This window comes from Kitasatospora sp. NPDC057223, from assembly GCF_042669755.1.
GTDB lineage: Bacteria > Actinomycetota > Actinomycetes > Streptomycetales > Streptomycetaceae > Kitasatospora.
Genome location: NZ_JBHUWW010000113.1, coordinates 15,692 through 30,722, shown reverse-complemented (window position 1 = coordinate 30,722; position 15,031 = coordinate 15,692). Strand labels below are relative to the sequence as shown.

At 72.2% G+C, this 15,031-nt stretch carries 11 protein-coding genes; 5 read left to right on the top strand and 6 right to left on the bottom strand.

All coding sequences use genetic code 11. From position 1 onward, the window contains the following. The 5 genes from dxs to ACFUK0_RS30390 all read right to left on the bottom strand — a co-directional run. Nucleotides 1-1,905, bottom strand: a 1,905-nt coding sequence (gene dxs, locus ACFUK0_RS30410) for a 1-deoxy-D-xylulose-5-phosphate synthase (protein ID WP_380255673.1), incomplete at its 3' end; no start/stop codon positions are given. 286 nt (nucleotides 1,906-2,191) lie between these two features. Then, complete coding sequence (locus ACFUK0_RS30405) at nucleotides 2,192-3,499, bottom strand: sugar ABC transporter permease (RefSeq protein WP_380255672.1); 1,308 nt, start codon at nucleotides 3,497-3,499, stop codon at nucleotides 2,192-2,194. Next, nucleotides 3,496-4,275 carry an ATP-binding cassette domain-containing protein gene (locus ACFUK0_RS30400; protein WP_380255671.1) on the bottom strand — a complete coding sequence of 260 codons (780 nt, stop codon included), beginning with the start codon at nucleotides 4,273-4,275 and terminating at the stop codon, nucleotides 3,496-3,498. The genes ACFUK0_RS30405 and ACFUK0_RS30400 overlap by 4 nt, the downstream gene beginning before the upstream one ends. 172 nt (nucleotides 4,276-4,447) lie before the next feature. After that, a complete protein-coding gene (locus tag ACFUK0_RS30395) occupies nucleotides 4,448-5,542 on the bottom strand; it encodes a sugar ABC transporter substrate-binding protein (RefSeq protein ID WP_380255670.1) in 1,095 nt (364 codons plus the stop codon). A 166-nt stretch (nucleotides 5,543-5,708) separates the two neighbouring features. Further along, complete coding sequence (locus ACFUK0_RS30390) at nucleotides 5,709-6,911, bottom strand: ROK family protein (RefSeq protein ID WP_380255669.1); 1,203 nt, start codon at nucleotides 6,909-6,911, stop codon at nucleotides 5,709-5,711. A gap of 496 nt (nucleotides 6,912-7,407) precedes the next feature. Between ACFUK0_RS30390 and ACFUK0_RS30385 the strand changes: the two genes are divergently transcribed. The 5 genes from ACFUK0_RS30385 to ACFUK0_RS30365 all read left to right on the top strand — a co-directional run bounded on the left by ACFUK0_RS30385 (nucleotide 7,408) and on the right by ACFUK0_RS30365 (nucleotide 14,754). After that, complete coding sequence (locus ACFUK0_RS30385) at nucleotides 7,408-9,078, top strand: PQQ-binding-like beta-propeller repeat protein (protein WP_380255668.1); 1,671 nt, start codon at nucleotides 7,408-7,410, stop codon at nucleotides 9,076-9,078. A 122-nt stretch (nucleotides 9,079-9,200) separates the two neighbouring features. Further along, the gene (gene pepN, locus ACFUK0_RS30380; protein ID WP_380255667.1) at nucleotides 9,201-11,792 is read left to right on the top strand and encodes an aminopeptidase N; all 2,592 of its coding nucleotides are present in this window, start codon (nucleotides 9,201-9,203) and stop codon (nucleotides 11,790-11,792) included. Nucleotides 11,793-11,947: 155 nt separating this feature from the next. After that, nucleotides 11,948-13,321 (top strand): ferric reductase-like transmembrane domain-containing protein, encoded by a 1,374-nt coding sequence (locus tag ACFUK0_RS30375; protein ID WP_380255666.1) that lies wholly within the window; start codon nucleotides 11,948-11,950, stop codon nucleotides 13,319-13,321. A 57-nt stretch (nucleotides 13,322-13,378) separates the two neighbouring features. Next, nucleotides 13,379-13,840 carry an FMN-binding protein gene (locus ACFUK0_RS30370; protein ID WP_380255665.1) on the top strand — a complete coding sequence of 154 codons (462 nt, stop codon included), beginning with the start codon at nucleotides 13,379-13,381 and terminating at the stop codon, nucleotides 13,838-13,840. Between the two features lie 95 nt (nucleotides 13,841-13,935). After that, nucleotides 13,936-14,754: an FAD:protein FMN transferase gene (locus ACFUK0_RS30365; RefSeq protein ID WP_380255676.1), complete on the top strand. Its 819-nt coding sequence runs from the start codon at nucleotides 13,936-13,938 to the stop codon at nucleotides 14,752-14,754. Between the two features lie 17 nt (nucleotides 14,755-14,771). Here ACFUK0_RS30365 and ACFUK0_RS30360 read toward each other — a convergent pair whose 3' ends face one another. Beyond that, nucleotides 14,772-15,014: a hypothetical protein gene (locus ACFUK0_RS30360; protein ID WP_380255664.1), complete on the bottom strand. Its 243-nt coding sequence runs from the start codon at nucleotides 15,012-15,014 to the stop codon at nucleotides 14,772-14,774. Nucleotides 15,015-15,031: the final 17 nt, after the last annotated feature.

Below are 15,031 nucleotides of genomic sequence, written 5' to 3'. Positions count from 1 at the left end.
GGCCTCGACCCGGTCGACGTCCAGCCGGGAGACCAGCGCGGTCACCTGACGGGCGATGTCGGGGGCGGTGAGGCCGATCTCGGCGAGGATCTCGGCGCGCGAGGCGTGGTCCAGGAACTCCTGCGGGATGCCGAAGTCGCGCAGCGGCAGGTCCACGTCCGCGTCGCGCAGGGCCTGGGCGATCGCCGAGCCGACGCCGCCGGCCCGGCCGTTGTCCTCGACCGTGACGACGAACCGGTGCTCGGCGGCGAGGCCGGGCAGGGCGGCGTCGACCGGCTTGACCCAGCGCGGGTCGACGACGGTGCTGGTGATGCCCTGGGCCTCCAGCAGCTCCGCCAGCTCCAGGCAGAGCGGGGCCATCGCGCCGACCGAGACGACGAGCACGTCGGCGCGGGCGCCGTCGGCCGGTCCGGCACTGCCGCGCAGCACGTCCATGCCGCCGATCCGGCCGAGGGCGGGGACGGCGGGGCCGACGCTGCCCTTGGAGTAGCGCACCACGGTGGGGGCGTCGGTGACGTCCACGGCCTCGCGCAGCTGGGCGCGGACCTGGTCGGCGTCACGCGGGGCGGCGAGCCGCAGGCCCGGGACGACCTGGAGGATCGACATGTCCCACATGCCGTTGTGGGAGGCGCCGTCGGTGCCGGTGACGCCGGCCCGGTCGAGCACGAAGGTGACGCCGAGGCGGTGCAGCGCGACGTCCATCAGGACCTGGTCGAAGGCCCGGTTGAGGAAGGTCGCGTAGACCGCGACGACCGGGTGCAGGCCGTTGCTGGCGAGGCCGGCCGCCGAGACGGCCGCGTGCTGCTCGGCGATGCCGACGTCGAACGTCCGCTCGGGGAAGGCCTTCGCGAACGGGGCCAGGCCGACCGGGTGGAGCATCGCGGCGGTGATCGCGACGATGTCGGCCCGCTCGCGGCCGAGCGCGACCATCTCCTCGCCGAAGACCGACGTCCAGTCCTTGCCGGAGGTCTTCACCGGCAGGCCGGTGTCGGGGTGGATCACGGAGACCGCGTGGAAGCGGTCCTCCTCGTTCTGCTCGGCCGGCTTGTAGCCGCGGCCCTTCTCGGTCAGGCAGTGCACGATCACCGGGCCGCCGAAGCCGCGCGCCTTGGTCAGCGCGGACTCCAGGGCGACGAGGTCGTGGCCGTCGATCGGGCCGATGTACTTGAGGCCGAGGTCCTCGAACATGCCCTGCGGGGCGATGAAGTCCTTCAGGCCCTTCTTGGCGCCGTGCAGCGTCTCGAAGAGGGACTGGCCGACCACGGGGGTGCGCTGCAGCGCGTCCTTGCCCCAGGAGAGGAACCGCTCGTAGCCCTGGGTGGTGCGCAGGGTGGCGAGGTGGTTGGCGAGGCCGCCGATCGTCGGGGAGTAGGAGCGCTCGTTGTCGTTGACGACGATGACGACCGGCAGGTCGGTCGCGTCGGCGATGTTGTTGAGCGCCTCCCAGGCCATGCCGCCGGTGAGGGCGCCGTCGCCGATCACGGCGACGACCGGGCGGTCCTTGTGGCCCTGGATCTTGTTCGCCTTGGCCAGGCCGTCGGCGTAGCCGAGGACGGTGGAGGCGTGCGAGTTCTCGATCACGTCGTGCTCGGACTCGGCGCGTGAGGGGTAGCCGGAGAGGCCGCCCTTCATCTTCAGCCGGGAGAAGTCCTGGCGGCCGGTGAGCAGCTTGTGGACGTAGCTCTGGTGGCCGGTGTCGAAGAGGATGCGGTCGCGCGGCGAGTCGAACACCCGGTGCAGGGCGATGGTGAGCTCCACCACGCCGAGGTTGGGGCCGAGGTGGCCGCCCGTCTTGGAGACCTCTTCGACCAGGAAGGTGCGGATCTCCTCGGCCAGGACGGAGAGCTGTCCCGGCGTGAGCCGGTCGAGATCGCGCGGTCCCCGAATGCGGGTCAGCAGGGCCACCCGTTCCTCCTCGTGCATTGTTTCGTCCGGACGGACTCGGACCCGTCTCGGATCCGACGGGCTGGGCCGCCCCTGGTGCCGCGGCGGACCGACGGTGTCGGCTCGTCCCGGCTGGTCGAGTCTAATGTCCGCCTGCCGGACACCGAGCGGCGCGCCCGTTGTTGGCGCGCCCCGGCACCGTTTCCGTCCGGTCGGGGGGGGCACAACGGACAGGACGAGGCCCGGCACCCGATCGGTTCGGGTGCCGGGCCTCACGTGTCGTACGGCACAGGTCCTGCGGCGGGGGTCAGCCCCGGCCGGAGGACTTCTGGGTCCGGCGGGAGACCGAGTCCAGGACGACCGCGGCGAGCAGCACCGCGCCGGTGATCATGTACTGGATCGCCTGGTCGACGTGCACCAGGTCGAGGCCGGTGATGATCGACTGGATGACCAGGATGCCGAGCAGCGCCGACCAGGTCTTGCCCCGGCCGCCGAAGAGGCTGGTGCCGCCGATGACGGCCGCCGCGATGGAGTTCATCAGGACGTTGCCGCTGCCGAGCGCCTTGTCGGCCGAACCCTGCTGGGACATGATGAACAGCCCGCCGAGGGCCGCCATGCCGGCCGAGATCATGAAGACCGAGATCCGGACCCAGGCGACGTTGATACCGGCGCGCCGGGCCGCCTCGATGCCGCCGCCGACCGCGAAGATCTGCCGGCCGTAGGAGGTGCGGCGCAGCACGAAGTCGGTGATGATCACGATGCCGAGGAAGATCACCAGCGGCAGCGGCAGGCCGCGGCTCTGGTTCAGCGTGTACGCCGCGGCGATCGCGATGACGGCGAGGACGCCGGTGCGCAGGCCGATCTCGCTCATCGGGCGGGCCGGCAGGCCGGCCGCGCTGCGGCGGCGGCTGTCGAGCACCTGGCCGAGCGCGAACAGCGCCACGCCGAGGACGGCGAAGATCCAGGTCACCGCGACGTCGCCGTCACCGATGAAGTAGTGGTCGAGGTCCGCGATGACGCCGTTGTTGACGACGTTCGCGGTGCCCTTGTCACCGAGCACGAACTGCTGCAGACCGCTCCAGGCGAGCAGGCCCGCGAGGGTGACGACGAAGGCCGGCACGCCGATCTTGGCGAAGAAGAAGCCGTGCAGCGCACCGATGGCGACACCGGCGCCGAGGGCGATCAGGATCGACAGCCACTCGTTGATGCCCTGGCGGGCCGACAGCACACCGGCGATGGCGGCGGAGACACCGGCCACCGAGCCGAGCGAGAGGTCGATCTCACCGAGCAGCAGCACGAACACGATGCCGACCGCGATCAGGCCGGGGCCCGCGATCCACAGGGTGATGTTGGTGAGGTTGTCCGCGTTCAGGAAGTTGCCGGTCTGGCCCTGGAAGATCGCGGCGATCAGGATGAGGCCGAGGACGACCGGCACGGAGCCGAGCTCGCCGCTCTTCATCTTGCGCTTGAAGTCGGCCAGGTAGCCGGCCAGGCCGTTCTCGCGGACGAGCAGGCGGGGGTCGACGGCGGCCGGCGCGGTGGCCGTCACGGCTGCGGCGGGCTCGGTGGCCTCGACTGCCGCGGCCTGGGTGGCCTCGGTCTTGTTGGTGCTCACTTCGCTACCTCCGCGATGCGTGCCTGACGCCGGGTCACGGCGTTCTCGGTGGCTCCGGTGATGGCGGAGATGATCTCTTCGTGGGTGGTGGTGGCGACGTCGAACGCACCGTTGTTGCGCCCGAGGCGCAGCACGGCGACGGTGTCCGCGACGGCCTTCACGTCGGCCATGTTGTGGCTGATCAGGATCACGCCGAGGCCGCGCTCGCGCAGCCGCTCGACCAGGTCGAGGACCTGGGCGGTCTGCTCGACGCCGAGTGCGGCGGTCGGCTCGTCCAGGATGACGACCTTGGGGTCGCCGACCAGGGCACGGGCGATGGCCACGACCTGGCGCTGGCCGCCGGAGAGCGCCGCGATCGGGATCCGGACGCTCGGGATGCGGATCGACAGCGTGTCGAGCAGCTCCTTCGCGCGCTTCTCCATCGCGACCTCGTCGAGCGTGCCGAAGCGGCGCAGCTCACGGCCGAGGAAGAGGTTTCCGACCACGTCGAGGTTGTCGCAGAGCGCGAGGTCCTGGTAGACCGTCGCGACGCCGAGTGCCTGGGCGTCCTGCGGGCGGTTGATGCGGACCTCGCGGCCGTCCCACTCGATCGAGCCTTCGTCGATCGGGTGGACGCCGGCGATCGTCTTCACCAGCGTGGACTTGCCGGCGCCGTTGTCGCCGACGAGGGCGACGACCTCTCCGGCGTGGACCTCCAGGTGGACGTCGGTGAGCGCCTGAACGGCACCGAAGCGCTTGGAGACCCCGCGCAACGCCAGTACGGGTGCGCCTGTCAACTGAACCATCTCCTTCTTCCCGTCCGGCCTCCGTGTGCAGGCGCGGGACGGGAGACGCGCGCGGACCCGGGCGCGTCGGGGTAGAGCGAGAAAAGGGGTTGCGCGGTGGGGTTCGCGCAGCGTGCCGCGGCGGCGGCCCCCGTGGGTGCGGGGGCCGCCGGCGACGAGGTGGTTACTTCAGGCCCGCGGTGGCGCAGGCGGCGGCGTAGTCGCCGGTGCAGATGTCGGCGACCTTGTAGAGGCCGTCGGCGATGACCGTGGACTGGACGTTCGCCTTGGTGACGACCTTCGGCTCCAGCAGCTTGGCCGGAACGCCCTTGTCGGTGTCACTGTCGACGCTCGCGGACGCGATGCCCTTGACGTCCTTGCCCTGGAGCAGGTTGACGGCGAGCTCGCCGGCGGCGTCGGCCAGCGGCTTGTAGGCCTTGTAGATCGTGTAGGCCTGGTCGCCGGTGATGATCCGCTGGATCGCGTCGATGCCCGCGTCCTGGCCACCGACCGGGACGTTGATGCCGGACGACTTCAGCTGGGTGATGATCGCGGCGGCCATGCCGTCGTTGGCGGAGTAGACGGCCTGGAAGCCGTCCTTGCCCAGGCTGGTGATCGCGGTGCCGATCTTCTGGCCGGCGACGGTGGGCTTCCACTCACCGGAGGCCTCGTAGACGACCTTCTTGACCTTGCCGTCGAGGGTCTTGTGCGCGCCGGCCTTGAAGAAGGCGGCGTTCGGGTCGGCCTCGTCACCGTTGATCATGACGACGTTGGCGTCCGCGGCCTTGGCGCCGAGGGCGTCGACCAGGGCCTGGCCCTGGAGCTCGCCGACCTTCTCGTTGTCGAACGAGACGTAGGCGGCGACCGGGCCGGTGGCCAGACGGTCGTACGCGACGACCTTGACGCCCTTGTCCGCGGCTTCCTTCACCCAGGACTGGGTCGACTTGGCGTCGAACGCGTCCAGGATGATGACCTTGACGCCCTCGGCGATCAGGGTGTCGAACTGCTGCTTCTGCTTGGAAGCGCTGCCCTCGGCGTTGCTGTACTTGACCTTGCAGTCCGGGCAGAGCGCCGTGACCTTGGCCTCGATGAACGGCTTGTCGAAGGACTCGTAGCGCGTCGAAGAAGCGTTCTCGGGGAGCAGCAGGCCTATGGACTTGGTGTCCCCGGAGCCGGCGGTGCTCTTCTTGTCGTCGCCGGCCTTGCCGCAGGCGGCCATCGAAAGGGCCATCGAGACGGCGGCGGTGGCGATGACAGCGCGACGCATCATTGCGTTCATGGTGGGGGTTGCCTCCCTGACATTGCCGCAACGCTGCGGCGAGGTGGGAGGGAGTCAACCCGCACCCGGCACTTGTCGTCAATAAGTAAATCCAAGGTTGGGGAGATCCAAACCCTTTCGTTATCTTCCTGAAGGCTTAGCCGATACCAAACGGGACAGCCGCGAGTCAGGTCCGAGCGCCCGCAGCATGACCGGTACGCCCCAGAGCGCCCGATTCGCCCATCTCGCTCATCACCAGCGCGAGAGCCCCCAGAACCTCCGCACGACCACCCAGAGTGCCCGGAACCACCGACAACTGCCGCCCTGCACTGGGGATGGCGTACCGTGCCACGGAGTCCCTGATCGGGGAAAGCACCAGCTCACCGGCCTCGGCGAGGTCGCCGCCGAGGATGATCCGCCGAGGGTTGAGCAGGTTACAGAGCGTTGCCACCCCCGTGCCGATCTGCCGGCCCGCGTCCGCGATCACCCGGCGGCAGCCCAGATCGCCCTGCTGAGCGAGCTGGACGACCTTTGACAAGGTCAGATCACTACCGAGGTTGGCGTTCAAGAGATTGAGCAGGTACCTGGATCCCACGAAGGTCTCCAGGCAGCCTCTGTTGCCGCAGCGGCAGACCGGCCCGGCCTCGTCGAGCGTGATGTGCCCTATCTCACCCGCCGTGCCGCCCGGCCCCCGGTAGATCTGGCCGTTGATGACCAGGCCGGCGCCCACACCGCTGGCCACCTTGATGTACGCGAGGTCGCTCAGCCCGCGCCCGGCGCCCCAGACCAGCTCGCCCAGCGCACCCAGGTTGGCGTCGTTGTCCACGTGCACGGGCATGCCGAGCCTGGCCGCCAGCTCCCGGCCGGGAGCGATGCCCGTCCAGCCGGGCAGGATCGCGGTGGAGCCGAGCGCGCCGGTCTCCACGTCGATCGGCCCGGGCACGCCCAGGCCGACGCCGATCACCTTGTCCGGGTTGAACCCGGCCTGCTGGAGGAGCCGGTCGACCAGCGACTCCGCCCGGTCGAAGCCCTGCGCCGCCGAGACGTCCACGTCGATCGGCTCGCTCTCCTCCGCGAGCACCCGGTGCGCGAGGTTGCCGACCGCCACCCGCAGATGAGTGTGACCGAAGTCGATGCCGACCACGATCCCCGCGTCACCGCTCAGCGAGACGCTGCGCGCCCGGCGGCCGCCGGAGGAGGTGTCGGCCACCACGACGGTGCCGCTCTCCTTCAGCTCCCGGACGATGTTCGACACCGTGGCCGCCGATAGTCCGGTGCTGCGCGCGATCTCCGCCTGTGTCAGCGAACCGGCCATCCTGACCGCTCGCAGTACTCGTTCGAGATTCGCCCGGTGCAGTGAGGACTGCGATCCCGGTGTGTCCGTCGACATGATTCACCCTCCCAGGGGCGCGGAGACGACCGTCCCCGCCCTTGCCGCGCCGTTGCGGCGGAGTCCGTTGTGACAGCGGCCGGGTCACCGAAAGATGTGGAGACCTCAACCAGCTGTTCACTTTCAACTTCTGAACTCTAGACCGTCCGGCGCAGGGTGGGCGGGAGAAGGAGCGGCGTTGGGGTATGTGCTTCGCGGGGCGGAGGAAGGATGCGGCAGCGGAGCTGCGGCTGGAGCTGCGGCTGTGGACGACGAAGCGGTGGGGCGCGCGCCCCGGCCCCGCGACACCGCCGCCCTGCGTCGGCCCCCCGGCTCGGCAACCCTTGAACGGTGCGTCAAGGCCGGAGGGACCGCCGCGGGCCTCCGCCGAGTGCCGTCCGGCACCGCCCGGCACTCCTGTGGCCGCCGGAAATCGGGCTCCCCCTACGATGGTCCCCATCTCACCGGCCCCGGCAACCTCAGGCGTACCAGGCCCGCGGGCGGGACGAATCCACACATGACGGGGCGACAGATGGCAGCGGACCACCCGGACCCGGGTACCGGCGACACCTCCGGCAGCCCGCCGGAGCAGCGGGGCGTATCACTCGGGCGCACCCCGGCGGCGGCCCCGCCGGCCGGTGCGGCGGGCGTCGCCCACCAGCCGACCGCCGCCGCCTTCCCGGCCCAGCCGTATCCGCAGCCCTACCCCCAGGGCGCCCCGCCGCAACCGGCGTACGGAGCACCGGTCGGGCCGTTCGACCCGTACGCGGCGGCCCCGCCGCAGCCGTTCCCCACGCAGGCGCCGCCGCTCCCCGGCCCGGGGTACGGCTACCCGCAGCCGGTGCCCGCCCCCGGGTACCCGCAGCAGCCCGGGTACGGGTTCCCCCTGCCGCCCCCGCCGGCCGCCAAGCAGCGCAATCCGGTCCTGCTGTACGGCGGTGTCGTCGTCGGCGTGCTGGTCATCGCGATCGGGCTGGGGCTGGTCGTCCTGCTCGGCGACGGCAAGGGCAAGGGCGGCGGCGGGGGCGGGGGCGAGAGCGGCTCCTACAGCGTGGCCTGGGCGGCTCCCAAGGCGGAGAACTCGTCCGCCTCCTCGCTGCTCGGCATCTGGGGAACCGACAAGGTGACCGTCCGCGGCGACGAGAACGGGATCCGGGCGTACAGCCTCGCGGACGGCAGGCCGGCCTGGTCGATCGCGCCGCCGGCCGGGACCAAGGAGTTCTGCGCGATGTCCCCCGCGCCGAACGGCCGGGGCATCGGCGCGGTCGCCCTGAACACCGGCGACGGGGACTGCTCGACCCTCGGCGCCGTCGACGTCACCGCCGGCACCCTGCTGTGGTCGAAGAAGGTCGGCGCGGACCGCCTCTACTCCCCGACCCTGAGCGTCACGGACAAGGTCGTCGCGATGGGCGGGGGCGAGGAGGCCGGCGGTTTCAGCACCGCCGACGGCACGCCCGCCTGGACGTACAAGCCGCGCGACCGCAGTTGCAGCGTGACGGCCAAGGCCGCGGGCAGCGCGGTCGTGGTCACCGACCGCTGCTACGGCAGCGGTGTCTCGCCCAAGTCGCAGCTCCAGATCCTGGACGCGGACAGCGGTAAGACCGCCGGCCAGCTGACGCTGAGCGGCGAGAACGAGCGCGTCGAAGCAGTGCTCTCGGCCGAGCCGCTGGTGCTGGCGATGTCGGCCGGCGACGACGGCGACTACGTCTTCGGCTTCGACCGGGCCGGCAAGCCGACGGCGAAGATCCCGGCCAAGGAGGCCGGGAGCGACAGCCTGGAGTTCTCCGACGTGTCCGACCCGTTCACCCTGAACACCGTCAGCGGCACCACGCTGTACGTGCAGAGCCGCGACAGCGTCCGGCCCACCGTCCAGGCCTTCGACCTCACCACCGGCAGCAAGCTCTGGGAGAAGGACGGCGGCGGCGAACAGGGCATGCGGCTGGTCTCCGGCACCGACAAGGACGGCGCCGTCCGGGCCGTCGTCGCCCACGGCTACAGCAAGCCCGCCGACCTGGTGACGCTCGGCCCGGCCGACGGATCGACGACCGTGACCGGCCGGATCAGCCGGCCGAAGACCGGTCTGCTGGTCTACAGCATCACCGAGTTCACGGTCGCCGACGACGGCTCGCTGCTGGCGTTCCCGCGCACCACCTCCCTCGAACCCGTCCTGCGGTTCACCAAGGGGTGAGCTGACACCCCGTCGTGGGCCGGGCCGACGGGCCCACGACGGGGAGCCGGGTATTCCTGCGCTGCCGCCCTCCGGCCGTGGGAGGATGCGAAGCATCCCTGCCTGACGAAGGAGTCCTGCGAGTGCCTGGCACCAACCTGACCCGTGAGGAGGCCCGCACCCGGGCCGAACTTCTCCACGTGGATGCTTACGACATCGAACTCGACCTGGGTTCGGCCCGTGACGGGGGCACCTTCCGGTCCACCACCGTGGTCCGCTTCAGCGCCACCACCCCCGGCGCCTCCACCTTCATCGACCTGGTCGCCCCGAGCGTCCGCGAGATCGTGCTCAACGGCGAGAGCCTGCCGGTCGCCAACTTCGACGACAGCCGGATCGCGCTGCCCGCCCTGCGGGCCGAGAACGAGCTGCGCGTCGTCGCGGACTGCGCCTACACCAACACCGGCGAGGGCCTGCACCGCTTCGTCGACCCGGTCGACGGCGAGACCTACCTGTACACCCAGTTCGAGGTCCCCGACGCCCGCCGGGTCTTCGCCTCCTTCGAACAGCCCGACCTCAAGGCCGCGTTCAGGTTCACCGTGACCGCCCCCACCGGCTGGGTCGTGGTCTCGAACTCCCCCACCCCCACCCCGACCGGCGAAGGGGACGTCCAGGTCTGGGAGTTCGAGCCGACCGGCCGGATCTCCTCGTACATCACCGCGCTGATCGCCGGCCCCTACGTGGGTGTCTTCGACACTTACGAGAGCGGCTCGCAGCGCGTCCCGCTCGGCGTGTACTGCCGGCCTTCGCTGCGTGAGTTCCTCGACGCCGACGCCGTCTTCGCGGTCACCAAGCAGGGTTTCGACTACTTCCAGGAGAAGTTCGACTACCCGTACCCCTTCGCCAAGTACGACCAGCTCTTCGTGCCGGAGTTCAACGCCGGCGCGATGGAGAACGCGGGCGCCGTGACGCTGCGCGACCAGTACGTGTTCCGGTCCAAGGTGACCGACGCCGCGTACGAGTCGCGGGCCGCGACCATCCTGCACGAGCTGGCCCACATGTGGTTCGGCGACCTGGTCACCATGGAGTGGTGGAACGACCTCTGGCTGAACGAGTCGTTCGCGACCTTCGCCGAGGCCGTCTGCCAGGCCGAGGCGCCCGGCTCGAAGTGGCCGCACTCGTGGACCACCTTCGCCAACCAGATGAAGACCTGGGCGTACCGGCAGGACCAGCTGCCGTCCACCCACCCGATCATGGCCGAGATCAACGACCTCGAAGACGTCATGGTCAACTTCGACGGCATCACCTACGCCAAGGGCGCCTCGGTGCTCAAGCAGCTGGTGGCCTACGTCGGACAGGACGCCTTCTTCAAGGGCGTCCAGGCCTACTTCAAGCGCCACGCCTGGGGCAACACCCGCCTCAGCGACCTGCTCGGCGCCCTGGAGGAGACCAGCGGCCGCGACCTCGGCGCCTGGTCCAAGGCCTGGCTGGAGACGGCCGGCATCAACATCCTGCGCCCCGAGCTGACGCTGGCCGCCGACGGCACCATCGAGTCGCTCACCGTGCTGCAGGAGGCCCCCGCACTGCCCGCCGGCGCCAAGGGCGAGGCCGTGCTGCGCCCGCACCGGATCGCGATCGGCGCGTACGAGCTGCAGGACGGCAGCCTGGTCCGCACCGAGCGGATCGAGCTGGACGTCGTCGGGGCGCGCACCCCGGTGCCGCAGCTGACCGGCCGCCGCAAGCCCGCCGTGCTGCTGCTCAACGACGACGACCTGTCGTACGCCAAGGTCCGCCTGGACGAGGCGTCGCTGGCCGTCGTCACCGGGCACCTCGGGGCGTTCACCGACTCGCTGCCGCGCGCCCTGTGCTGGGCCTCCGCCTGGGACATGACCCGCGACGGCGAGCTGGCCGCCCGCGACTACCTCAAGCTGGCCCTCTCCGGCCTGCCGCGGGAGTCCGACATCGGCGTCGTCCAGTCCGTGCACCGGCAGGTCCGGGCCGCACTGGACCTGTACACCGACCCGGCCTGGCGCGAGCAGGGCCTCGGCCGCTGGGCCGCCGCCGCCGAGGAGCAGCTGCGCGCGGCCGAGCCCGGCAGCGACCACCAGCTCGCCTGGGCCCGCGCACTCGCCTCCGTCGCCCGCACCGACGGACAGCTCGCCCTGCTCGCCGGCCTGCTGGACGGCTCGGTCGAGCTGAAGGGCCTGGCCGTCGACACCGAGCTGCGCTGGACGCTGCTCGGCCGGCTGGCCGCCACCGGCCGCGCGGACGACAAGGCCATCGACGCCGAGCTGGCCCGGGACCGCACGGCCGCCGGCGAGCAGCACGCGGCCACCTGCCGGGCCGCCCGCCCGACCGCCGCCGCCAAGACGGAGGCCTGGGCCTCGGTCGTCGAGTCGGACAAGCTCACCAACTACGTGCAGGACGCGATCATCGCCGGCTTCGTCCAGTCCGACCAGCGTGAGCTGCTCGCCCCCTACACCGCCAAGTACTTCGCGGCGGTCAAGGGTGTCTGGGAGACCCGCAGCCACGAGATCGCCCAGCAGATCGTGGTCGGGCTGTACCCGGGGCTCCAGGTCGAGCAGGCCACCCTGGACGCCACCGACGAGTGGCTGGCCTCGGCCGCGCCGGTGCCGGCCCTGCGCCGCCAGATCGTCGAGGCGCGCGACGGCGTGCAGCGCGCCCTGCGGGCCCAGACGGCGGACCGGGCGGCGGGTGCCCGGGAGCTGGGTCACTGACCCGCTGAGGTACTGAGCGGCGGTGGGGCCGGGTGCACGCGCACCCGGCCCCACCGTGCTGCCCGGTCCGGGGAGCGCTTCTCACCCGGCGCGGCCCGTTTCAAAGGAATCTCCCATCTTGCGGTGGCACGCTGGCTCGCCAAGGAGGCCTGCCCGTGACCACATCCGCCACTCCTGCGACGCGAACCGCCACCCGTACCACCACCACCCGTCACGCCCTGCCCCCCGACGCCCTCGCGGCGGCGCTCCTCGCGCTGATCGGCGCGGGCGCGGCGGCCGTCCTGGCCCTGTGGTGGCAGGGCACCGCCGGCATCGCCGGCGCCGGCCAGTGGCTCACCGGGGCCGGGCGGATCACCGGCCTGCTGGCCGGGTACACCGCGCCCGTCCTGCTGCTGCTGATGGCCCGGATCCCGCTGCTGGAGCGCGGCCTCGGCGCCGACCGGCTGGCCCGCTGGCACGCCGTCGGCGGCCGCTACCTGGTCGGCCTGCTCACCGCCCACGTGCTCACCATCATCTGGGGGTACGCCCTGACCGTGCGCCGGGGCGTGGTCGGCGAGGGCGTCGACATCGTGCTGCACTACCCGGACATGCTCAAGGCCGGCTTCGGGACGCTGCTGATGTTCGGCGTCGGCGCCGTCTCCGCGCGGGCCGCCCGCCGCCGGATCGGCTACGACCTCTGGTACTACCTCCACCTGACCACCTACCTCGCCGTCGCGCTCTGCTTCGCCCACCAGCTCAGCAACGGCGCCGACCTCGGCGAGGGCCCGGCGCGGGTCGCCTGGTACGTGCTGTACCTAGGCACCGCCGTCGTTCTCGGCTGGTACCGGCTGGTCGTCCCGTGGCTGCGCGACCGGCGGCACCGGCTGCGGGTGGCCGAGGTCCGACCGGAGGGGCCGGGCGTCGTCTCGGTCTTCGTCACCGGGCAGCGGCTGGACGGACTGCGGGCCGAGGCCGGCCAGTTCTTCCGGCTCCAGTTCCAGGCACCCGGACTGCGCTGGAGCGCCAACCCGTACTCGCTGTCCGCGCCGCCGCACCCGCACTTCCTGCGCTTCACGGTCAAGGACCTCGGCAGCCACAGCGCGGCCGTCGCCCGGCTGCGGCCCGGCACGCCCGTCCGGGCGGAGGGCCCGTACGGGGCGTTCACCGCCCGCCGGGTGCGCGGCGGGCGGCCGGTCCTGCTGCTGGCGGCCGGTGTCGGGATCACGCCGCTGCGGGCCCTGTTCGAGACGGTGCCGGCCCGGCGCGGCGCACTGACCCTGGTCTACCGGGCGAGCCGGCCGCAGGACGTGGTGTTCCGCGCCGAGCTGGACGCCGTGGCCGCCGCCCGGGGCGCCCGGGTGCACTACCTGATCGGCCCGCGCGAGGAGGTCGGCGGCACCGGCGCGGCGCTCGCCCGGCTCGTCCCCGGGCTGGCCCGGCACGAGGTGTTCGTGTGCGGCCCCGACGCGATGGCCGAGGCCGCCGTCCGGGACCTGCGGGCCGCCGGGGTGCCGCGCACCCGCATCCACCACGAGTCCTTCAGTTTCTGACCGGTCCCGCCTCCGACCGCGTCCCCCACCCGCCACCGAAACCCTCCGGGAGTCCCCGTGCGCAGAGCCGTCGTCGCCACCTCCGCCACCGCGGCCGGGATAGTCCTGCTGCTCTCACTCAAGCCGCACGGCGCCGTGGGGACCGCCACCGCCGTCGGCAGCACCGGTTCCGGAACCGGCACCGGCACCGGCACCGGCACCGGCGGGGCCAGCGCGAGCAGCAGCGCGGCCGCCGGCGGCGTCCGGTCCGTGACCGGTGCGGCCGCGGACACCCGGTACGGCCCCGTCCAGGTCAAGGTCACCCTGGACGGCACGAAAATCACCAAGATCGACGTGGTCGAGTACCCCTCCCACGACCGCCGCGACCAGGAGATCAACAGCTACGCACTGCCCCTGCTCAACCAGGAGGCGATCGACGCGCAGAGCGCCGCGATCGACGTCGTCTCGGGAGCGACCTACACCAGCCAGGGCTACACCAGTTCGCTGCAGAGCGCCCTGGACCAGGCGGCCGGCCGATGACGGCCCCCACCGCACCGGACGCCCTGCCGCCGGGCCTGACGCAGGCGCTCCGGCAGGCCCGGGGCCCCGCCCCGCTGCGGCACGCCGAGCACGTGATGGGCACCGTGTTCTCGTTCACCGTCCGCGACCCGGGCCCGGGCGGGCGGCGGGCCGTCGAGGCGGCGCTCCGCCGGGCCGTCCGCCGGCTGCACCGGATCGACGAGACCTTCTCCCCGTACTGGCGCGACAGCCCGGTCAGCCGGCTCGCGCGCGCCGAGATCACGCTCGCCGACTGCGGCCCGGAGGTCGCCGAGGTGCTCGACCGCTGCCGGGAGGTCGCCGAGGAGACCGGCGGCTGGTTCACCGCCCACCCGGGCGGGCGGCTGGACCCGAGCGGCTGGGTGAAGGGCTGGGCCGTGGAGGAGGCCGTCCGGATCCTGCGCGGGGCGGGCGCGGGCGACCTGTGCGTCAGCGGCGGCGGGGACGTCCGGTGTGTCGGCGGCCCGTGGCGGGTCGGCATCGCGCACCCGGGCCGGCCCGGCGCCCTGACGGCGGTGGTGGCCGGCCACGACCTGGCGGTCGCCACCTCGGGCACCGGTGAGCGGGGCCCGCACATCCTCGACCCGCACACCGGCCGGCCCGCCGCCGGGCTGCTCTCGCTCAGCCTGGTGGCCCGCACCACCGCCGCCCTCACCCTGGCCCGTACCGACGCCTGGACGACGGCCGCGTTCGCGATGGGCCCGGAGCGTGGCCTCGCCTGGGCCGAGGCCCGGAGCGGCGTCGAGGCGCTGGCCGTCCTCCCCGACGGGAGCAAGCGGTGGACCAGCGGCTTTCCCGCCCTGGTCGCACCGGGCCCGGTCAGCGTGGCCGTCGCTCCCGGACATGCGGCTGCCCCGCTCGCCACGGAGGGCGGGCGGGGCAGCCGTACGGCGTGAAGGGTGGCGGCGTCCGGTTACTTCTTCTTGTCCTTGCCGATGACCGAGGGCAGCACGGTCAGGCCGGCGATCACCAGGAACAGCACGATCGGGAGCAGCACGTACAGGCCGAGGGTCTGGGCGACGCTCAGCCCCGTGCCCGGATCGTCGCCGTCGTCCCTGGTCAGGGCCATGGCGGGCGACGACATCAGCATCATCAGCGTGGCCGCTGCGGTGACCGCACCAGCGCGCAAAGCGTTCCTCTTGTCCACGTTTCCCACCGTACCGGCCCCCTACC

What these genes read in the sequence shown, in the direction of transcription:
- ACFUK0_RS30395 (WP_380255670.1), bottom strand. Translation starts at nt 5,542, where the DNA reads ATGAACGCAATGATGCGTCGCGCTGTCATCGCCACCGCCGCCGTCTCG.
- ACFUK0_RS30390 (WP_380255669.1), bottom strand. Translation starts at nt 6,911, where the DNA reads ATGTCGACGGACACACCGGGATCGCAGTCCTCACTGCACCGGGCGAAT.
- ACFUK0_RS30385 (WP_380255668.1), top strand. Translation starts at nt 7,408, where the DNA reads ATGACGGGGCGACAGATGGCAGCGGACCACCCGGACCCGGGTACCGGC.
- ACFUK0_RS30365 (WP_380255676.1), top strand. Translation starts at nt 13,936, where the DNA reads ATGGGCACCGTGTTCTCGTTCACCGTCCGCGACCCGGGCCCGGGCGGG.